This window comes from Agrobacterium sp. 10T429 (assembly GCF_056393925.1).
The window spans coordinates 255,837-274,146 of sequence record NZ_JBFTGV010000004.1 but is presented as its reverse complement, the minus strand read 5'-3'; the positions used below and the strand labels follow the sequence as shown (position 1 = coordinate 274,146).

20 protein-coding genes are annotated in these 18,310 nt (G+C 59.6%); 7 read left to right on the top strand and 13 right to left on the bottom strand.

Annotated elements, in window-relative coordinates; translation table 11 throughout:
* Window positions 1–100 precede the first annotated feature (100 nt).
* The 7 genes from mdh to sdhC form a co-directional block, all read right to left on the bottom strand.
* A complete protein-coding gene (gene mdh / locus AC1DCP_RS12615) occupies window positions 101–1,063 on the bottom strand; it encodes a malate dehydrogenase (RefSeq protein ID WP_003516723.1) in 963 nt (320 codons plus the stop codon).
* Between the two features lie 176 nt (window positions 1,064–1,239).
* Complete coding sequence (gene zapE / locus AC1DCP_RS12610; protein WP_476774300.1) at window positions 1,240–2,403, bottom strand: cell division protein ZapE; 1,164 nt, start codon at window positions 2,401–2,403, stop codon at window positions 1,240–1,242.
* Between the two features lie 87 nt (window positions 2,404–2,490).
* The gene (locus AC1DCP_RS12605; protein WP_003516719.1) at window positions 2,491–3,033 is read right to left on the bottom strand and encodes a protease inhibitor Inh/omp19 family protein; all 543 of its coding nucleotides are present in this window, start codon (window positions 3,031–3,033) and stop codon (window positions 2,491–2,493) included.
* A 205-nt stretch (window positions 3,034–3,238) separates the two neighbouring features.
* Window positions 3,239–4,018, bottom strand: a complete 780-nt coding sequence (locus AC1DCP_RS12600; protein WP_003516718.1) for a succinate dehydrogenase iron-sulfur subunit — start codon at window positions 4,016–4,018, stop codon at window positions 3,239–3,241.
* 15 nt (window positions 4,019–4,033) lie between these two features.
* The gene (gene sdhA / locus AC1DCP_RS12595) at window positions 4,034–5,875 is read right to left on the bottom strand and encodes a succinate dehydrogenase flavoprotein subunit (RefSeq protein ID WP_065688670.1); all 1,842 of its coding nucleotides are present in this window, start codon (window positions 5,873–5,875) and stop codon (window positions 4,034–4,036) included.
* Window positions 5,876–5,882: 7 nt separating this feature from the next.
* A complete protein-coding gene (sdhD, locus tag AC1DCP_RS12590; RefSeq protein WP_003516716.1) occupies window positions 5,883–6,263 on the bottom strand; it encodes a succinate dehydrogenase, hydrophobic membrane anchor protein in 381 nt (126 codons plus the stop codon).
* Between the two features lie 14 nt (window positions 6,264–6,277).
* Window positions 6,278–6,670 (bottom strand): succinate dehydrogenase, cytochrome b556 subunit, encoded by a 393-nt coding sequence (gene sdhC / locus AC1DCP_RS12585; protein ID WP_013636889.1) that lies wholly within the window; start codon window positions 6,668–6,670, stop codon window positions 6,278–6,280.
* Between the two features lie 306 nt (window positions 6,671–6,976).
* On the opposite strand from sdhC, the gene AC1DCP_RS12580 reads away from it, so the two are divergent.
* Entirely contained in the window at window positions 6,977–7,345 is a 369-nt protein-coding gene (locus tag AC1DCP_RS12580; RefSeq protein WP_019566047.1) for a hypothetical protein, read from the top strand.
* A gap of 5 nt (window positions 7,346–7,350) precedes the next feature.
* Here the strand turns inward: AC1DCP_RS12580 and AC1DCP_RS12575 are convergent, their stop codons facing one another.
* The 5 genes from AC1DCP_RS12575 to tsaD form a co-directional block, all read right to left on the bottom strand.
* A complete protein-coding gene (locus tag AC1DCP_RS12575) occupies window positions 7,351–7,995 on the bottom strand; it encodes a class I SAM-dependent methyltransferase (RefSeq protein ID WP_065688671.1) in 645 nt (214 codons plus the stop codon).
* 7 nt (window positions 7,996–8,002) lie between these two features.
* Window positions 8,003–8,446 carry an EVE domain-containing protein gene (locus tag AC1DCP_RS12570; RefSeq protein ID WP_003516712.1) on the bottom strand — a complete coding sequence of 148 codons (444 nt, stop codon included), beginning with the start codon at window positions 8,444–8,446 and terminating at the stop codon, window positions 8,003–8,005.
* Window positions 8,447–8,452: 6 nt separating this feature from the next.
* Window positions 8,453–8,746, bottom strand: a complete 294-nt coding sequence (locus AC1DCP_RS12565) for a YciI-like protein (RefSeq protein WP_003516711.1) — start codon at window positions 8,744–8,746, stop codon at window positions 8,453–8,455.
* An 86-nt stretch (window positions 8,747–8,832) separates the two neighbouring features.
* Window positions 8,833–9,816 carry an NAD(P)H-dependent glycerol-3-phosphate dehydrogenase gene (locus AC1DCP_RS12560; RefSeq protein ID WP_065688672.1) on the bottom strand — a complete coding sequence of 328 codons (984 nt, stop codon included), beginning with the start codon at window positions 9,814–9,816 and terminating at the stop codon, window positions 8,833–8,835.
* Window positions 9,816–10,913: a tRNA (adenosine(37)-N6)-threonylcarbamoyltransferase complex transferase subunit TsaD gene (tsaD, locus tag AC1DCP_RS12555; protein ID WP_065688673.1), complete on the bottom strand. Its 1,098-nt coding sequence runs from the start codon at window positions 10,911–10,913 to the stop codon at window positions 9,816–9,818. The genes AC1DCP_RS12560 and tsaD overlap by 1 nt, the downstream gene beginning before the upstream one ends.
* A 73-nt stretch (window positions 10,914–10,986) precedes the next feature.
* Between tsaD and hemC the strand changes: the two genes are divergently transcribed.
* The 6 genes from hemC to AC1DCP_RS12525 all read left to right on the top strand — a co-directional run bounded on the left by hemC (window position 10,987) and on the right by AC1DCP_RS12525 (window position 17,008).
* On the top strand, window positions 10,987–11,916 hold the full coding sequence (hemC, locus tag AC1DCP_RS12550; RefSeq protein ID WP_019566045.1) for a hydroxymethylbilane synthase: 930 nt from the start codon (window positions 10,987–10,989) through the stop codon (window positions 11,914–11,916).
* A 4-nt stretch (window positions 11,917–11,920) separates the two neighbouring features.
* Window positions 11,921–12,661, top strand: coding sequence for a uroporphyrinogen-III synthase (locus AC1DCP_RS12545; RefSeq protein WP_065688674.1), 741 nt, complete (start codon window positions 11,921–11,923; stop codon window positions 12,659–12,661).
* A 73-nt stretch (window positions 12,662–12,734) separates the two neighbouring features.
* Window positions 12,735–14,177, top strand: coding sequence for a COG4223 family protein (locus AC1DCP_RS12540; protein ID WP_065688675.1), 1,443 nt, complete (start codon window positions 12,735–12,737; stop codon window positions 14,175–14,177).
* A 3-nt stretch (window positions 14,178–14,180) separates the two neighbouring features.
* On the top strand, window positions 14,181–15,788 hold the full coding sequence (locus tag AC1DCP_RS12535) for a heme biosynthesis protein HemY (RefSeq protein WP_019566042.1): 1,608 nt from the start codon (window positions 14,181–14,183) through the stop codon (window positions 15,786–15,788).
* A gap of 10 nt (window positions 15,789–15,798) precedes the next feature.
* Entirely contained in the window at window positions 15,799–16,287 is a 489-nt protein-coding gene (locus AC1DCP_RS12530) for a tellurite resistance TerB family protein (RefSeq protein WP_003516699.1), read from the top strand.
* Complete coding sequence (locus AC1DCP_RS12525; RefSeq protein ID WP_065688676.1) at window positions 16,277–17,008, top strand: glutamine amidotransferase; 732 nt, start codon at window positions 16,277–16,279, stop codon at window positions 17,006–17,008. The genes AC1DCP_RS12530 and AC1DCP_RS12525 overlap by 11 nt, the downstream gene beginning before the upstream one ends.
* 6 nt (window positions 17,009–17,014) lie before the next feature.
* Here AC1DCP_RS12525 and AC1DCP_RS12520 read toward each other — a convergent pair whose 3' ends face one another.
* On the bottom strand, window positions 17,015–18,247 hold the full coding sequence (locus tag AC1DCP_RS12520) for an MFS transporter (RefSeq protein WP_065688677.1): 1,233 nt from the start codon (window positions 18,245–18,247) through the stop codon (window positions 17,015–17,017).
* Window positions 18,248–18,310: the final 63 nt, after the last annotated feature.

Here is an 18,310-nt window from a genome sequence, read left to right as displayed (position 1 = left end):
GCCCTGCATCCTTATCTGACGCAGGGCGCTTCAAGCTGTTGAATCTACGCATCGTGCCTTGCAAAAATCCAATCCGGTTTTGCGCCGATGCGTCAGGCTATTACTTCAGCGACGGAGCGATGTTGATGCAGGCTTCGCAGAGACCGGCAACAGCGCCGACGGACTTCTGGAAGGCGGCTTCTTCATCCTTGTTCAGCTCGATCTCGATGATGCGCTCGATACCACCGGCGCCGATGATGGTGGGCACGCCGACATACATATCGTCCACGCCGTACTGGCCCGACAGATGGGCAGCCGCGGGCAGAACGCGCTTCTTGTCCTTGAGGTAGGATTCAGCCATTTCGATCGCCGAAGCGGCTGGCGCGTAATAGGCCGAGCCGGTCTTCAGCAGGCCGACGATTTCCGCACCGCCGTCGCGGGTGCGCTGGATGATCTCTTCGAGACGCTCGGCGGTGAGCCAGCCCATCTTGACGAGATCGGTCAGCGGAATGCCGCCAACGGTGGAGTAACGCGCCAAAGGCACCATCGTATCGCCGTGGCCGCCGAGAACGAACGCCGTTACGTCCTGAACCGAAACGTTGAACTCTTCGGCGAGGAACAGGCGGAAGCGAGCGCTGTCGAGAACGCCGGCCATGCCGACGACCTTGTTCTTCGGAAGACCGGAAAACTTCTGAAGCGCCCAGACCATGGCGTCCAGCGGGTTGGTGATGCAGATGACGAAAGCGTTCGGGGCATATTTCTTGATGCCGGCGCCGACCTGCTCCATGACCTTGAGATTGATGCCGAGAAGATCGTCGCGGCTCATGCCGGGCTTGCGGGCGACGCCTGCGGTGACGATGCAGACATCAGCGCCTTCGATGGCAGCGTAGTCGGACGCGCCAGTGAGCTTGGCATTGAAACCTTCAACCGGTCCGGACTGGGCAATATCCAGACCTTTGCCCTGCGGGATGCCGTCGGCAATATCGAAGAGGACGATATCGCCCAGTTCCTTCAGGCTGGCGAGATGCGCCAGCGTGCCGCCGATCATGCCAGAACCAATAAGTGCAATCTTTTTGCGAGCCATCGAATGCTTCCTCTAGAGCTTCAATTCAATTTCACCACGCCACCGGCAGCCAAATTGTCGCACTTCGATTAGCCCCATTGACCAAAATTGGCAACAGATTCTTTTGGCATGAATATTTTCAATCGTTTAGATCATTATTTTCTTACGTAAACGTAAGAGAATGCGTCACGAAAGTGTCAAACTTTCTGCCGTTTTTCATGGTGGAGCACCAGATAATCTGCACTGCGCATCTCAAACAGGCGCGAGGCGGTGCGATCGAACTCGAAACCTTCGGTGCCCTTGCGCTTGCCGAGCAGGTCTTCGGGCATGGCCGCAGCGGAGGCGAAGAGGCGGACGCTGTGATCGTACAGCGCGTCTATGAGAATGATAAAACGCTTGGTTTCGTTCCGTTTGTCGGCATTGAGAAACGGGATGTGGTCGATGAAGACTGTATCGAAACGATTGGCTATCGCGAGAAAATCAGAAGCGCCGAGCGGCTTTTCGCAAAGGTCGGAGAAGGAAAAGCGGGCCACACGGCCGCTGGCGCGCGGCACCAGAATGGAGCGGCCCTTCATCGGTATTTCAGTCGGCGCGACAAGATGGCCACCCGTCATGTGCCGCCAGGCCATATCCATCGCCTGATCCGCCGCACCGTCGAGTGGCGTGACATAAACCGGCAGGCTTTCCAGCTTTTCCATGCGGTAATCGGTGGGACTGTCCAGCGTCACCACTTCCACATGCTTCTTCAGCAAATCGACAAAGGGCAGAAACAGGCCGCGATTAAGCCCGTCCTTGTAAAGATTGTCGGGCACAACATTGGACGTTGTTACCAATGTGCAGCCATTGGCAAAAAGCTCGCTGAACAGCCGGGCGAGGATCATCGCATCGGCAATATCCGTGACGGTGAACTCATCGAAGCAAAGAAGCTCCGCTTCCGCCAGAAGCTGGGCTGCTACTGGAGGAATGGGATCGGCCTGCTTGGTTTCACCATTCTTGAGCTTCTGCCGATGCGCGTGCACGCGATTATGGACATCAGCCATGAATTCGTGAAAATGGCAGCGCCGTTTGGAGAAGACGGGCGCCATCTCGTAGAACATGTCCATCAGCATCGTCTTGCCGCGTCCAACGCTGCCATGGACATACAGTCCCTTGACGAAGGCGGCCGGGCCAGCCTTGCGAGCGAACATCCAGCCGAGTGCGCTTTTTTTCCTGGCGGGTTTGCGCGCTTTCAAATCGGCAAGGATACGGTCGAGGTGGGCCGCAACGCCGCGTTGTGCGGCATCCGCCTGCAAGGTGCCAGCTGCCGTCAATGCGTTGAGCTGTTCAACGACACTATGGTTGTAGTCAGGCAATGGCTTCATGGAAAAGCGCCCCGGTCGCGGACGGACGCCCGCGACGAATGGAATGGCTTGAAACAGGCGAGGCGATCCGGATGCACCGGAGATGCTCTATCGGCTGAGGCTCAGCGGCTGGCCGCTATTCGTCGTGCCGTCAAAACGCGCATCGGCGCTCTTGTAGACGCGGCCGATCGTATCGCCGGAACGGTTCTTGAAGAGGACCATCTTGCCGGACACTTCCCATGACCCCATCGCCGTGAGTTCGCCGGAGCAGCCACGCGTGCCGCCACGAGAACCGCTGCCGAGATTGGTAAGCGTCAGGAACATGTCGCAATTGGCGCCGCCATTGGAAACACGCCAGTTGCCGACCATGGATTCCTTGGTGACATCAAGCGCCGTTGTCGGCGGAGCGGCAGACGCCATATCAGTGCCGCCAGGCGTCGCAGAAGCGGGTGCTGACGGGAACTGACTGCCGGAAGCACCACCGGGTGGCGGCAGGGCGCCAGACTGAACGGAGGGAACCGGCTGTGCCTGCAACGGCGGCGTATAACCGGGATTGTTGCTGGTGTTGTTGTTGTAATCGTAGGAGGTACGTTGGCAACCGGCCAGGCTCATTACAACCGCAAGACCCGTCACCACATATCTGAATTGCATATCAAGCTCCCGATTCTCTCGCTTCCGGAAAGACCATGATCAAACAAGAAGGCTGAATTATTACCAAAGCCTTATCTTGCGCAAGCGATGGCTGGGATAATTACCATTTCGGTCGATTTTTACCGAAATTTCCCGCGCCCGGTTGTAAAAAAGGGCCGCAGTCCAAACCGCGGCCCGATAGATTTTCTGTCCAAACGAATCGTCTTCAGACGCGACGCTCGACCATCATCTTCTTGATTTCCGCGATCGCCTTGGCCGGATTGAGACCCTTCGGGCAAGCCTGCGCGCAGTTCATGATGGTGTGGCAGCGATAAAGACGGAACGGATCTTCGAGATCATCAAGACGTTCGCCGGTTGCTTCGTCGCGGCTGTCGATCAGCCAGCGATAGGCCTGCAGCAGAACGGCGGGGCCGAGGTAACGGTCGCCGTTCCACCAGTAGCTGGGACAGGAAGTGGAGCAGCAGGCGCACAGAATGCACTCGTAGAGACCGTCTAGCTTCAGGCGGTCCTCATGGCTCTGCTTCCATTCCTTGGCAGGCGTCGGCGAAACCGTCTTCAGCCACGGCTCGATGGAGCGGTGCTGCGCGTAGAAGTTCGACAGGTCCGGAACGAGGTCCTTCACCACTGGCATATGCGGCAGCGGATAGACCTTCACCGTTCCCTTGATCTCTTCCATGCCCTTGGTGCAGGCGAGCGTGTTGGTGCCGTCGATGTTCATAGCGCAGGAACCGCAAATGCCTTCACGGCAGGAGCGGCGCAGCGTCAGCGTCGGGTCGATATTGTTCTTGATGTACAGCAGCGCATCGAGAACCATCGGCCCGCAATCGTCGATATCGATATAATAGGTATCGATGCGCGGGTTCTGGCCATCATCCGGGTTCCAGCGATAGATCCGGTATTCGCGAACGTTCTTGGCACCATCCGGCTTCGGCCAGACTTTGCCTTCGCTGATCTGGGAATTCTTGGGGAGAGCGAGTTCAACCATATCCAGTTCCTCAAATCAGTAGACGCGAGCCTTCGGCTCGATCTTTTTCGGATCGATGCCGTCGGCGATCAGGTCGGTGTGAACAGGGCGGTAGTCGAGCTTGACATCACCTTCATGGCTGACCCAGGCAAGCGTGTGCTTGCGCCAGTTCACATCGTCGCGACCGCCGAACGGACCATCGACGAAATCCTCGCGGGCATGCGAACCGCGGCTTTCCTTGCGCGCTTCCGCGCCGTAGACCGTGGTGATCGCGTTGGCCATCAGATTGTGCAGCTCGAGCGTTTCCACCAGATCGGAGTTCCAGACCATCGACCGGTCGGTAACCTTGACGTCAGGCAGTTCCTTCCAGATGGCGGAAATGCGCTGGCAACCGCTTTCCAGCGATTCCTGTGTGCGGAATACGGCGGCATCGTCCTGCATGGCGCGCTGCATCTTGTCACGCAGCACCGCCGTCGGCGTCGAGCCGTTGGCATAACGCAGGCTGTCGAAGCGATCCATGATCTTGTCGCAGGCAGCCGTGTCGAGAGCCGGAACCGGCGCATCGCGGTCGATGACCTGGGCTGCACGGATGGCGGCAGCGCGGCCGAAGACCACAAGGTCGATCAGCGAGTTGGAGCCGAGGCGGTTCGCGCCGTGAACCGAGGCGCAACCGGCTTCGCCAACGGCCATCAGGCCGGGAGCGATGCGTTCCGGGTTCTCGGCGTTGGCGTTCAGCACTTCGCCCCAATAGTTGGTCGGAATGCCGCCCATATTGTAGTGAACGGTCGGCAAGACCGGGATCGGCTCGCGCGTCACGTCAACGCCGGCGAAAATCTTGGCGCTTTCGGAGATGCCCGGAAGACGCTCATGCAGGATCGCCGGATCAAGGTGATCGAGATGCAGGAAGATGTGGTCCTTGTTCTTGCCGACGCCACGACCCTCGCGGATTTCCATGGTCATGCAGCGAGACACCACGTCACGCGAAGCAAGGTCCTTCGCCGAAGGAGCATAACGCTCCATGAAGCGCTCGCCTTCGGAGTTGACGAGATAACCGCCCTCGCCGCGCGCGCCTTCGGTGATCAGGCAGCCCGCGCCGTAAATGCCGGTCGGGTGGAACTGAACGAATTCCATATCCTGAAGCGGCAGGCCGGCACGTGCGATCATACCGCCGCCGTCGCCGGTGCAGGTATGGGCAGACGTTGCCGAGAAATAGGCGCGGCCGTAACCACCGGTCGCCAGCACCACCATCTTGGCGGAGAAGCGATGGATCGTGCCGTCATCGAGGTTCCACGCCACGACGCCGGTGCAGCGGCCATCGGGCGCCATAATGAGGTCGAGCGCGAAATATTCGATGAAGAATTCCGCATTGTTGCGCAGCGACTGGCCATAAAGCGTGTGCAGAATGGCGTGGCCAGTACGGTCGGCAGCGGCGCAGGTGCGCTGTACCGGCGGGCCTTCGCCGTAGTTCTGCATATGGCCGCCAAACGGGCGCTGGTAGATCTTGCCTTCGGCATTACGCGAGAAGGGCACGCCGTAATGCTCCAGCTCATAGACCGCCTTTGGCGCTTCCATGGCGAGATATTGCATCGCGTCGACGTCGCCCAGCCAGTCGGAGCCCTTTACGGTGTCGTAAAGGTGCCACTGCCAACAGTCGGGCGTCATGTTGGTGAGAGAAGCGGCGATACCGCCCTGCGCCGCGACCGTGTGGGAGCGCGTCGGGAAAACCTTGGTGATGCAGGCCGTGCGGAACCCCTGTTCCGCCATGCCGAGCGTTGCGCGCAGACCCGCGCCGCCGGCGCCCACCACGATCACGTCATAGGAGTGATCGACGTAGGTGTAAGCCTTGCCATTCTGGGAAGGTGAACTGATCGATGCCATGGCCGATTTATCCTGCGAATGCGATTTTCAGAATGGCGAAGATGCAAAGACCGCCAATGAGAACCGCGAAAAACGTATTGAGCATCAGAAGAACGAGCTTCGAAACCTCGCCGTGCACGTAGTCTTCGATGATGACCTGCATGCCGAGCTTCATGTGAATGAGGCCGGAAACCAGCACCAGACCCATGATGACCGCAACGAGAGGGTTGGAAAGCGCCGCCGCAACTTCCGGATAGGGAGCGCCGGCATATTTGATGAGAAAGACCACGAAGAAGATCAGCAACGGCACGTTGGCGACGGCCGTAAGGCGCTGGCGCCAGAAATGGTCGGTGCCTTCCTTGGCGGAGCCGAGGCCACGAACCTTTCCGAGAGGTGTACGCATATCCATGACAGGCTATCTCCTTAGCGCACGATCAGGGCGATGACCCAGATCAGCGCGGTCAGACAGATCGACGCTACAAAGGTCGCCTTGGCGAGTTTCGTGTTGAAGTTCTTCTCGAAGCCATGGCCGAGATCCCACATGAAGTGGCGAAGGCCGCCCAGCATGTGGTGAACGAGAGCCCAGGTATATCCGATCAGGATAAGCTTGCCGATGATCGTACCCATTGCCCAGCTGACCCAGTCGTAATAGGCAGGGCCGGAAGCAAGTGCGATAAGCCACCAGGCGACAAGAAGCGTTCCGAAATAAAGCGCCGCACCCGTGATGCGGTGCACGATGGATGCGACCATCGTCGGAATCGGCTTGTAAATTTGAAGATGCGGCGACAGAGGCCGGTTATTTGTCACGTTCGCCATCAGAACCTCGCGGCGTTTTCCCGTGCACCCGTCAGATCGGGCGCCCCCAAGCAACAGCACATGACGAAAGAATGTGCATTGCACCAACCGCGACGTTTAATCACATGGGAGCATCACGACAAGCACATTTCATGACCGATTCCAATTTAATCGATTGGTTCACGAATTTTTTTTGGAATTTTTTTGCTCGAAAATAAAAAAACGAGCATTTCCAAGATTTACGCCTTCAAAATATTTACCTTTACGTAATTTCGAAATCATGTAATTTACTATTCGTTAACCGAAAAAATCCGGAGAATGAGGCTCATGTTACAGCGTCGAATCGCAGCTCTGGCGGTGATGACTGCAGGCATTATTTTCACGGCACTGCCTCCTGCTGCGGCAGGTGATTTTTATAGTCGCCACCATTATCAGCATCGTCAGTCACAGTTGAGCTTCTCCACGGACGGACTGCCCTCCACCCTTTCCGGCGGCACTTATGTGGGTGGAATATCCGCCTTGAGGGTCCGCGGGAACGGCAATTATTTCGCGATCAATGGTGGGCTTTCGCGACAAGGCGCAACCGTCAATATGGGCGCGCAGCTGGCACCGAAGGCGAAAATCATCAACGTCCGCGCCGAAACGACAGGCGACGCCTGCGATTACCAGCACGGCGTCTGCATCATCAGGCCCTGATATAATCAGACAAAACGCCAGACGGTGGTTTTTTTGACTTCACTGTCTTCCAGAGCCCGCGTCACCGGCACCTGATAGGTTGCCTCGGCGTAAAGGCGCTGTTTGGGCAGGTAGGCCCGTCCCGGATCGCCGACGAGCACGGTCACGCCCCTATCCGCCAGTTCCAGAAACCAAGGCACGAGGAGATCGGCAAAGGCGCGATCATAAAACACGTCGCCGGCCAGCAGAACATCCGCCTCAACCGGCGTCCCAACCAGATTGCGGCCGGTAAAATCGATGGCCACACCATTGAGAGCAGCATTCAGCCGAATGGCCGTTTCCGTCCACGGATCGATATCGGCGGCTAAAACAGCCGCGGCGCCCGCCTTTACGGCGGCAATGGCGACCAGTCCGGAACCGCTGGCGAAATCCAGCACACGCTTGCCGGAGACACTTTCAGGATGATCGAGAATGTAGCGGGCAAGCCCCTGTCCACCAGCCCAGGCGAAAGCCCAGAATGGCGGCGGCAGGCCGATCTCTTCCAACTCCTCCTCCGTCTTCAGCCACAGCTCATGCGCTTCGGTCGCAAGATGAAGGCGCAATTCCGGCACATGTGGTGGATGCATGATGCCGGTATTGTCGAGAATGAAGCGTTCGGGATCGGTCCTCACCGAAAGCTCAGTCCGGAGATTTCGGTGGATTGGAAAGGCCACCCATGCGGCAGACTTCGAGATATTCCTCTTCCGTCACAGGCTGCACCGAAAGCCGCATGGATGTGACCAGCGACATCTTTTCGAGTTTCGGATTGGCCTTCACATCCTTCAGCGAAACCGGTTTCGGCATGTCGCAAACGGCGCGGATATCCACGCAATCCCACTTCAGATCGCCCTCTGCGGTCGAATCCGGGTGCGAAAGGGCGCAGACTTCCACGATGCCGACGACATCAAGCCCTTCATTCGAGTGGTAGAAAAAACCCTTGTCGCCGATTTTCATGGCGCGCATGTTGTTGCGGGCCTGATAATTGCGCACGCCGGTCCATTCTTCGCCAGCCTCGCCCTTGGCCTTCTGCATTTCCCAGGACCATTTGAACGGCTCAGACTTGTAAAGCCAGTAATTCGCCATGGCCGGTCAAGCCCCCGGATTGTTGAAGACCCAGTTATAGGGCTTCACATCCACGCTTTCGAACAGGCCGGCCTTTGCATAGGGATCGGCATCGGCAAGGGCCTTAGCCGCATCGATGTCGGCAGCTTCCACGATGACAAGGCTGCCATTCGGCTTGCCTTCGGCATCCAGAAACGGTCCGGCAATCTTCAGCGTGCCTTCGGCGTTCAACTTGTTCAGGTGCTCCAGATGAGCCGGGCGCGTGTCCATGCGCACGTTCAGATGGCCGGGCTTGTCCTTGCAGATAAAGGCAAACAGCATTTTCGTCTCCTCGCTGGCGCATGCCTCCCAAAAGTGTAAGCGGTTTTGGGACCAGGACATGCGTAAAAACTATCCGAAGGCCGCACTCATTCAGTGGTGATGGGCCTTGTCATCAATTGTTGCATGGCGCTCGCCACGTCCAGATTGCCGTCGATGATGGCCGCAACCGCCTCGGTCACCGGCATGTCGACAGCGTGATGTTCGCCGAGCCGGGCGGCAACGGCTGCCGCAAAGGCGCCCTCCACCAGCCCGCCGGACATGTCCTTGCCTTCGCCCCGGCCAAGCGCGATGCCGAAACGCAGGTTTCGCGACTGGTGGCTTGTGGCGGTCAGCACGAGATCGCCAAGGCCGGAAAGACCGCGCACGGTATCGGCCTTGCCGCCCATGGCAACGACCAGACGCGACATCTCGGCAAGCCCCCGCGAAATCAACGCCGCCCGTGCGGAATCGCCGAGGCCCGCACCTTCAACGATGCCGGCGGCAATGGCGAGCACATTCTTCAGTGCGCCGCCAAGCTGCACGCCCGTGCGGTCGGTCGAGGCATAAAGCCTGAACGTTCTGCCGGAAATCGTGGTCGCCAGCCGCTCGGCGATGACAGCGTCTTCCGCCGCTATCGCCATCGCCGTCGGCAGTCCGCGCGCGATATCGGCCGCAAACCCCGGACCGGAGAGAGCGGCGATTGGATGATGCGGCAGTTCCGCTTCCAGAAGTTCCGTCAGCAGCCGGCCGGACACCCGGTCGATGCCCTTGGCGCAGGTAACGATGACACAATCATTAGCCAGATAAGGACCGTAATGGCGCGCCGCATCGGCATGGGCCTGAGAGGGCATGGCAAACAACACGATGCCTGCATCGGCCAGCACATCCGGCTCAACGGAAAATTCCAGCGCATCCGGCAGGTCTACACCCGGCAGGACAGCCTCGTGAATACGATCAGCCCTAAGATCGGCCATCAGGGACGCATCACGGCCGAGCAGGGTCACGTCATGCCGGTTCTCCAGCGCGATGACGACGGCGAGCGCGGTTCCGAAGGCGCCAGCGCCGATGACGACGATTTTCTCCCGCTGCATCAGGCCTTGGCTCCCCTTTTGCCGAAACCGATCAATGTCTCCGCGCTGCCATCAAGCGGCCAGCGCGAGCGCGGCGCGATCTCCAGCGCATCGGGTTCTCGGCCGCATGCCATCCGCTCCAGCCCGGCCCAGGCAATCATCGCGGCATTGTCGGTGCAGAGCCGGTGCGGCGGTGCGACAAAGCGGAACCCGTGGACATCACAAAGCGCCTGGAGGGTCTGGCGGATTTCCGTATTGGCGGCAACGCCGCCGGCCACGACCAAAGCGGGCTCCGTCTCGAGATGCGGAAACTCTTCCTTAAAGCGGGCAAGGCCACGACCGATACGGTCCTTGAGCGTGCGTGACACCGCCTTCTGGAAGGAGGCGCAGATATCGGCAATATCCTGATCCGAAAGCGGAGCGATCGCGGTTGCCGCCTGCCGCACCGCTGTCTTCAGACCGGAGAAGGAAAAATCGAGTCTCGTCTCGCCGACCATCGGGCGCGGCAGTGCAAAACGGTCAGGGTTGCCTTTCGCTGCTGCCTTTTCAACCGCAGGCCCGCCGGGATAGGGCAACCCCAGAAGCTTCGCAGTCTTGTCGAAGGCTTCCCCAAGCGCGTCATCAATGGTCGTACCCCAGCGCTCGTATTCACCCACACCGCGAACCAGCACGAGCTGGGTGTGGCCGCCGGAGACCAGCAGCATCAGATAGGGGAAGGAAAGACCGTCGGTCAGACGCGCCGTCAGCGCATGGCCTTCGAGATGGTTGATGGCGTAAAGCGGCTTGTCTGCAGCCTTCGCAATCGCCTTGCCGGTCATCAGGCCCACCAGCAGACCGCCAATGAGGCCGGGGCCGGATGTGGCCGCGATGGCATCGACATCGGCAAGGGTGACACCCGCCTGTTCCAGCGCTTCTTCCACCAGCGTGTCCAGCGCCTCGACATGGGCGCGGGCAGCAATTTCGGGCACCACGCCGCCATAGGCGCTGTGTTCCTCAAGCTGCGACAAAACGACGTCGGACACGATCTCGCCACGTCCGTCCGCATGCCGAACCACAATGGATGCAGCGGTTTCGTCACAGCTTGTCTCTATGCCGAGGATACGAAGAAAGGGGGTCATCAATTCTGTTCGTTCATTGCGATCATGCGCTGAGTTGGTCTAAGACAACTCCGGTAACAATGGATAGACGCGGATGCAAACAAAACCTTTCCGAATCGGCACGCGCGGCAGCCCTCTGGCGCTCGCACAGGCTTACGAGACCCGTAACCGGCTGATGTCGGCACACGGTCTGCCGGAAGATATGTTCGAAATCGTCGTGCTTTCCACCAAGGGTGACCGGATAACCGACCGCGCTTTGTCGGAGATCGGCGGCAAGGGCCTGTTCACGGAAGAACTGGAGAGCCAGCTTCTTTCCGGCGAGCTCGATATTGCCGTGCATTCCTCCAAGGACATGCCGACCGTTTTGCCGAAGGGCCTTTATCTTTCCGCTTTCCTGCCGCGCGAGGATATGCGCGACGCCTTCATTGGTCGCACCGCACCGAAGCTTCTGGAACTACCGCAGGGCGCCGTTGTCGGCTCCGCATCCTTGCGCCGCCAAGCGCTGATCCGCCGCCTGCGTCCCGACCTGAGCGTCATCATCTTTCGCGGCCAGGTCGAAACCCGCCTGCGCAAACTGGAGGAAGGCCAGGCGGATGCTACGCTTCTCGCCTTTGCCGGCCTGAAACGGCTGGGCATGGAGAATGTCCCGACGGACATTCTCGACCCGAAGGAATTTCCACCAGCCCCCGCGCAGGGCGCGATCTGCGTCGAGAGCCGTATTGGCGACACACGCATGGACGAGTTGCTTTCACCTATCAACGACATACCCACCTACGATGCCGTTACCTGCGAGCGCGCCTTTCTGGCCGCCCTCGATGGTTCCTGTCGCACCCCGATTGCAGGCTTTGCTACCTGCCACGGCGAGGAACTTCATTTCTCCGGCCTGATTCTCACACCGGACGGACAGACGAGCCACAGCGTCGAGATTTCCGGTGCTCGCAAGGATGCCGAGGACTTGGGTCGCAAGGCCGGTGAAGACGTGCGCGCCAGGGCAGGCAGCAACTTCTTCGACGGCTGGAGCTGAGCCGATGCGGATCGTCGTCACCCGGCCGCTTCGTTCGGGCGAAAAGACGGCCGCAAAGCTTGAAGCCCTCGGTCACGAGCCGGTGCTTCTTCCGCTGTTTCATCCCGTCCACCACGGCGAGCGCGCAATATCAGCGCTATCGGAGCCGCTGTCGGCCATCGCCGTGACCAGCGCCGAGGCCTTGCGGGCGCTTAGAGATTTCCGCCACCGACTTGCGTCCCATCTTTCAAAACCGCTTTTCGCCGTCGGCGAGGCGACGGCGGAAGCGGCGAGGGAAATCGGCTTCCGAAACATCCTCACCGGATCTGGCGATGCGGTGGCTCTCGCGGGGCTTGTCTCGGAGCATCGCCCCCTAACGGAGAGCACAGATCCATTGCTCTATCTTGCCGGCACGCCGCGAGGCGCCGTGTTCGAGGACGGCATTGCCGCCGCGGGAATTTCCTTCCGAACCGTCGATTGTTACGAAATGCAGCCGTCAGATCTTTCAGACGATATGCTCGAAACAGCACTTGTGAAGACAGCTGCCGATGTGGTCCTGCTCTATTCGTCGGAAGCCGCACGGGCCTTTTTCCGCCACGCATCGTCGGAAAAATATGTGGCGGCGCTGACCACCACACAATTCGTCTGCATCAGCCGCAATGTGCTTTCACTGGTTCCGGAAATCTTCCGCGCGAACGCCGCAGCCGCCGAAGGGGCAAACGAGGCAGCCATGTTTGAACTTCTCCACCGAAAGTCTGGAACCTAATTCAGGCTCGCCTCTTTCCTTTGCCGCCGTCACTGACTAGGTTTAGACTATTGCAGGCAGAAATGAGGTTGTCATGGTATCGGGAAAGCCGCCACGCCACTCCAAGTCAAACGCCGAACCGGTCACCATCGACCTGGACGCAAAAGACGTGAAAGCAATTTCCGCCGACGTGGATGCTGCAAAGACTGATGACAAGACCGGCGAGACGACACCGGCAGCAGCTCAGCCAAACGTTCCTCCCAAGCCAGAAGCAGCCGAAACGTCCAGCCCTGCTCCCGTCTGGGAACAGACGCATAAAACACCCATGGAGCCTGCACCGAACGTTCACAAGGCGGAACCGGCAACCGGCAAGCCCCAGGTGGAAAAACCTGCCGGCAACCAGCCCGAGACAGCTTCGCCGAAACCCGAAGCGAAACCGGTGACCAGCGCGACTGACGCAAGCGCTGCTTCCGCTTCCGCGGCGGGCGCAAAGCCTGCGACTTTTGCTTCCACATCGTCGTCCGCAGCATCCGGAAGCGCGACTACTGGTGCAAAGCAATCGACAGGCGCGTCATCCTCCGGACCTGCCAAGCCATCCACGCCACAGCAACCCGAGCGCAAACAGGCGGCAACCTCCGGTGTGATCGCGGCGGGTATCGTGGGTGGCCTCGTGGCGCTCGCAGCTGCTGGCAGCATGCAATATGCCGGCATTCTGCCCTCGTTTAATGTGAGCAAGACCGGAAGCGATGAGATTGCCGCATTGAGAACCGAGCTAGGGAGCCTGCGTCAGCAGCTCGCCAATGTTCCCGCAGCAGGAGGGGATACCTCGGCGCTGGAACAGCGCATCGCCGCTCTTGAGGGCGCAAAGGGCGAAGCCCCGCAGGTGGACGCACTTTCGGAAAAAATAACCGCGCTGGAATCCGCGCTCACGTCAGAGCGCTCCGCGCAGGCCTCAGCAACGGCGGAGCTGACACGCCGCCTGACTGACGCGGAAACCAAGATCAATGAACCGCGCGACGATATAGAAGTCGCCCGCGCCATTGCCTCGGCCGCACTGAAAGCCGCGATCGATCGCGGTGGGCCGTTCCTCACTGAACTCGACACATTGTCCAAGGTAACCCCGGACGATCCGGCAATCGCATCCTTGCAGTCTTTCGCCGCAACCGGCGTGCCGTCGCGCTCGGAGCTGATGCAGAAATTCCCCGACGTTGCGAATGCGATGCTTTCGGCGATCAATCGGCCCGACCCCAATCAGGGCATCATGGAACGTCTGACGGAAAGCGCCTTTTCGCTGGTGAAGGTCCGCCCCGTCGGAAACATCGAAGGCGAGACCCCCGACGCCACGATCGCGCGCATGGAAAACAAGTTGCGCAACGGAGATCTGCAGGGTGCGGCACTTGAATGGAATGGGCTTCCGGAGGCCGCCAAGACAGCATCCGCCGACTATAAAAAATCTCTGGATGTGCGCATCGAGGTCGAAAACCTGGTGGGAGGCACGTTAAACCGCGCCATCACCAGCACCGGCAAGCAGGGGTAAGGCATGACCAGAATTCTGACTTTCGTCCTCATCGTTCTGGCGCTCGGTTTCGGTTTCTCCTGGCTGGCGGACAGGCCCGGTGTCCTCTCAATCGTCTGGCAGGGCCAGCTGATCGAAATGAGCCTGATGGTCGCCGCCTCCATCGTTGCTGCATTCGTTGCGGCCGTCATGCTGGTCTGGTGGGTCGTCAATGCCATATGGACATCGCCGAACGCGGCACGACGCTATTTTCGCGCCCGCAAGCGCGACCGTGGTTATCAGGCGCTCTCCACCGGCCTCATCGCCGCCGGCGCCGGCAACGCCATTCTGGCCCGCAAGATGACGGCCCGCACGCAGGGGCTTCTCAGTGCTGATCAGGAGCCGCTGATCCACCTGCTCGATGCGCAGGCCGACCTCATCGAAGGCAAATATGACGAGGCGCGGCGCAAATTCGAGGCGATGGCCCGCGATCCTGAAACCCGCGAACTTGGCCTTCGCGGCCTTTATATCGAGGCGCGCCGACAGGGAGCCCATGAAGCAGCCCAGCAATATGCCGAGGACGCAGCCGAAAAAGCCCCTTACCTGCCCTGGGCAGCACAGGCGACGCTGGAAACCCGCTGCCGCAACGGCGAGTGGGATGACGCGATCCGCCTGCTCGACCAGCAAAAAGCAGCAGGCGTCATCCAACGCGGCGAGGCGGAGCGGCTGAAAGCTGTGCTTCTTACCGCAAAGGCCGGTGAAAAACTGGAGAGCGACCCGGTGGGTGCGCGCGAAGACGCAAAACAAGCCCTGAAGCTTGCAAAAAGCCTTGTGCCCGCAGCATTGATCGCAGCAAAATCCTATCTGCGCGAAGACAATCTGCGCAAGGCCGCAGCGGTTCTGGAACCGGTATGGAAGAACGATCCCCACTCGCAGATCGCAGATCTCTATGTTCGGGCGCGCAGCGGCGATACGGCCATCGATCGCCTTAAACGTGCCGAACGGCTTGAGAGCCTGAAACCCAACAACATCGAATCCCTGTTTGCCGTGGCGCAGGCAGCTCTCGACGCCAAGGAATTTGCCAAGGCGCGTGCCAAAGCGGAAGCCGCCGCCCGGATCGAGCCGCGCGAAAGCATCTTCCTGCTGATGGCCGACATCGAGGAAGCCGAAACCGGCGATCAGGGGCGGGTGCGTTACTGGATGGCGCAGGCGCTGCGCGCACCGCGTGATCCCGTCTGGGTGGCAGATGGTGTCACTTCGGAAAAATGGCTTCCGGTTTCGCCCGTGACAGGCCGTCTCGACGCCTTCGAGTGGAAGGCGCCTTTTGGCCAGCTTGAAGGACCTGTCGAAGACCTGACAATCGAAAATGCGATTGCAGCAGCACCGGCAAGGACCGAACAGGCTCCGACCCCGATCGTTGTTGAAGTGGCACCTCAGCCCATTGTTGTGACGAAACCCGCACCCATCGAGGTCAAGCCGGACGTGTCTGCCCCGAAGGAGAAAAAGCCGGCAACAAATGAAGTTCCGGTGGAAGCCAGGCCAGCGGATGCGAAGACAGAACCAGTGCCATTTTTCGGTGGTGCACCGGATGATCCCGGCGTCAAGAAACCCGGCGTGGAAGCCGAACCCAAAACCCGGCTAAAACTCTTCTGACAGGCTATCGATGTTCAACCAGATCCAGTCGTTTATACAAAACCTCGTTGGCCAGCATGCGGATGAATTCAGCCCCGATGATCTGAGGGTCGCGGTGGCCGCCCTCTGTTTTCAGGTGATGGAAGCGGACGGCACGGTCTCCAAAAGCGAGCGTGATCGCCTTCGTGAGATCCTCCACGACTATTATCATCTCGATGCCGGCAAGCTGGACGCGCTTCTTGCCGCCGGCCAGGAGGCAGGCAAGGAAGCGGTAGACTATTATCGCTTCACCACCGATATCCGCCGCCATCTCGATGAAGAGCAGCGCGTGGAGCTTATTGGCATCCTCTGGGATATTGTTTACGCTGACGGCGAACGAAGCGAGATGGAAGATCATGTGATCTGGCGCGTGGCCGATCTACTCGGTGTTTCCGTGCGCGACAGGGTTCTGCAACGTCAGCAGGCCGCCACCAGGTCCGGACCCGCTGAAGAAAGCGAAAACGAAGACGATGCTGTTTGACCCCTCCAGGCAACAGAGAAAACAACCTTCGCTGCTCGTCATCCTGCATCAGGAACGTTCCACGCCGGGCCGCGTCGGCCAGATGCTGGTGGAAAAAGGCTATCGGCTGGATATAAGGCGCCCCGCGCTTGGAGACGATCTGCCGCAAACGCTGCAGAAACATGCGGGCGCCATCATCTTCGGCGGCCCGATGAGCGCCAACGACCCGCATGACTATATCAAAGCCGAAATTGACTGGCTGAAAGTGCCGCTGAAGGAAAACAAACCGTTTCTCGGCATCTGCCTCGGCGCACAAATGCTGTCCAAACATCTGGGTGGTAAGGTAGAGGCCGACCGTGAAGGCAAGGTGGAAATCGGCTGGTATCCGCTTCATGCGACCGAACACGGGCGATTGCTGATGCCGCATTGGCCGAAGATGGTTTATCATTTCCACCGCGAAGGGTTCGATTTGCCGCGGGGAGCGGAGCTTCTGGCATCGGGCGAAACCTATCCCAACCAGGCTTACCGATACGGAAAAAACGCCTGGGGACTGCAGTTTCACGCAGAACTGACCCGCGCGATGATGCACAGCTGGGTGGTGCGTGGCGCACAGCGCTTCGGCATGCCCAATGCACAGGTCGGCAGCCAGCATCTGGAGGGGCGCATGTTGTTCGACACACCGCTCCGGTCCTGGCTTGGCAATTTCCTTGATCTGGTTTTCGAAGGCAAACCGCAGCGCTGAGGCGCGTCAGCGTGGTGCGTCGAGATTATCGATCCTGCGCAGCTTCGAAAAGCCGAGTGCCCAGATGACCGCAACCGCAAGCGTGCCCGCCCCGCCGATGACGACGGCTGGCACGGCCCCGACGACATGGGCCATGGTGCCGGCGCGGAACTCGCCCAGCTCGTTGGACGCCCCGACAAACACCATGTTCACCGCATTCACGCGCCCGCGCACCTCATCCGGCGTCCAGAGCGCAATCAACGTTTCCCGCACATAAACCGACACCATGTCCGATGCGCCCATGACCACCAAAGCGGCAATGGACACCCATGCGGTTTGAGAAAGTCCGAATACCACGGTGGAAATGCCGAAAAACCCGACACCGACGAACATCAGCAGGCCGGCATGGTGGCGGATGGGCCTGAACGCCAGAATGACCGCGACGGTTATGGCGCCGATACCGGGTGCCGCGCGCAGAAGCCCAAGCCCCCAAGGCCCGAGTGTCAGCACTTCCTTGGCAAAAATCGGCATCAGGGCGACAGCGCCGCCGAGCAACACGGCAAAAAGATCGAGCGAGATGGCGCCGAGAACCACTTTTTCCTGCGAGATGAATTTGAACCCGGCCAGCATGGTCTCGAGGCTGATCGCTTTCGCCGGACCCCGTTGCTCCGGTTTGCGGATCGTCACCGCCAGCATAGCGGACACGATGAACAGCACGAGCGCCACGCTATAGGCCACGGAAGCGCCGAGACCATAAAGCAGGCCACCGGCGACAGGGCCAAGAATGGACGCCATCTGCCATGAAGAGGAGTTCCAGGCGATGGCGTTCGGCAAATCCTCGACAGGCACGAGATTGGGAGCCAGCGATTGCACCGCCGGCCCCATGAAAGCCCGCTCTATGCCGAACACGACGAGAATGGTAAAGACCGGCCAGGGAGAAAAGCTGTGTGCCAGCGTCAGGCCAAGCAGAGCCGCCGCGCAACCGGCCGCTATCAGAAGGCATACGGCCATAATGCGCCGGCGATTGTGCCTGTCAGCCACCGTTCCAGTGACAAGGATCAAAAGCAGCGATGGCAGAAACTGGAAAAGACCGATCAAGCCGAGATAAAAGGCATTGCCGGTGACCTCATACATCTGCCAGCCCACGGAAACGCTGACGATCTGGATTGCGAAGGCCGAAAAAAACCGGGCGCTGAAAAAACGGCGATAGGAACTATGCCGGAATGCACCGAAGCGGTTTTCGGCAGAAGGCAGGGACATCGGCTGGGTGCTCTCGAGACAATATGAGAAGTCTGCAATAGAGCGATACGACAAGAATCGCCA

Excerpts from the sequence above, each read along its gene's own strand:
- mdh (WP_003516723.1), bottom strand. The coding sequence starts at position 1,063 with ATGGCTCGCAAAAAGATTGCACTTATTGGTTCTGGCATGATCGGCGGC.
- zapE (WP_476774300.1), bottom strand. The coding sequence starts at position 2,403 with ATGAAGCCATTGCCTGACTACAACCATAGTGTCGTTGAACAGCTCAAC.
- AC1DCP_RS12605 (WP_003516719.1), bottom strand. The coding sequence starts at position 3,033 with ATGCAATTCAGATATGTGGTGACGGGTCTTGCGGTTGTAATGAGCCTG.
- AC1DCP_RS12600 (WP_003516718.1), bottom strand. The coding sequence starts at position 4,018 with ATGGTTGAACTCGCTCTCCCCAAGAATTCCCAGATCAGCGAAGGCAAA.
- sdhA (WP_065688670.1), bottom strand. The coding sequence starts at position 5,875 with ATGGCATCGATCAGTTCACCTTCCCAGAATGGCAAGGCTTACACCTAC.
- sdhD (WP_003516716.1), bottom strand. The coding sequence starts at position 6,263 with ATGGATATGCGTACACCTCTCGGAAAGGTTCGTGGCCTCGGCTCCGCC.
- sdhC (WP_013636889.1), bottom strand. The coding sequence starts at position 6,670 with ATGGCGAACGTGACAAATAACCGGCCTCTGTCGCCGCATCTTCAAATT.
- AC1DCP_RS12580 (WP_019566047.1), top strand. The coding sequence starts at position 6,977 with ATGTTACAGCGTCGAATCGCAGCTCTGGCGGTGATGACTGCAGGCATT.
- AC1DCP_RS12570 (WP_003516712.1), bottom strand. The coding sequence starts at position 8,446 with ATGGCGAATTACTGGCTTTACAAGTCTGAGCCGTTCAAATGGTCCTGG.
- AC1DCP_RS12565 (WP_003516711.1), bottom strand. The coding sequence starts at position 8,746 with ATGCTGTTTGCCTTTATCTGCAAGGACAAGCCCGGCCATCTGAACGTG.
- AC1DCP_RS12560 (WP_065688672.1), bottom strand. The coding sequence starts at position 9,816 with ATGCAGCGGGAGAAAATCGTCGTCATCGGCGCTGGCGCCTTCGGAACC.
- tsaD (WP_065688673.1), bottom strand. The coding sequence starts at position 10,913 with ATGACCCCCTTTCTTCGTATCCTCGGCATAGAGACAAGCTGTGACGAA.
- hemC (WP_019566045.1), top strand. The coding sequence starts at position 10,987 with ATGCAAACAAAACCTTTCCGAATCGGCACGCGCGGCAGCCCTCTGGCG.
- AC1DCP_RS12545 (WP_065688674.1), top strand. The coding sequence starts at position 11,921 with ATGCGGATCGTCGTCACCCGGCCGCTTCGTTCGGGCGAAAAGACGGCC.
- AC1DCP_RS12540 (WP_065688675.1), top strand. The coding sequence starts at position 12,735 with ATGGTATCGGGAAAGCCGCCACGCCACTCCAAGTCAAACGCCGAACCG.
- AC1DCP_RS12535 (WP_019566042.1), top strand. The coding sequence starts at position 14,181 with ATGACCAGAATTCTGACTTTCGTCCTCATCGTTCTGGCGCTCGGTTTC.
- AC1DCP_RS12530 (WP_003516699.1), top strand. The coding sequence starts at position 15,799 with ATGTTCAACCAGATCCAGTCGTTTATACAAAACCTCGTTGGCCAGCAT.
- AC1DCP_RS12525 (WP_065688676.1), top strand. The coding sequence starts at position 16,277 with ATGCTGTTTGACCCCTCCAGGCAACAGAGAAAACAACCTTCGCTGCTC.
- AC1DCP_RS12520 (WP_065688677.1), bottom strand. The coding sequence starts at position 18,247 with ATGTCCCTGCCTTCTGCCGAAAACCGCTTCGGTGCATTCCGGCATAGT.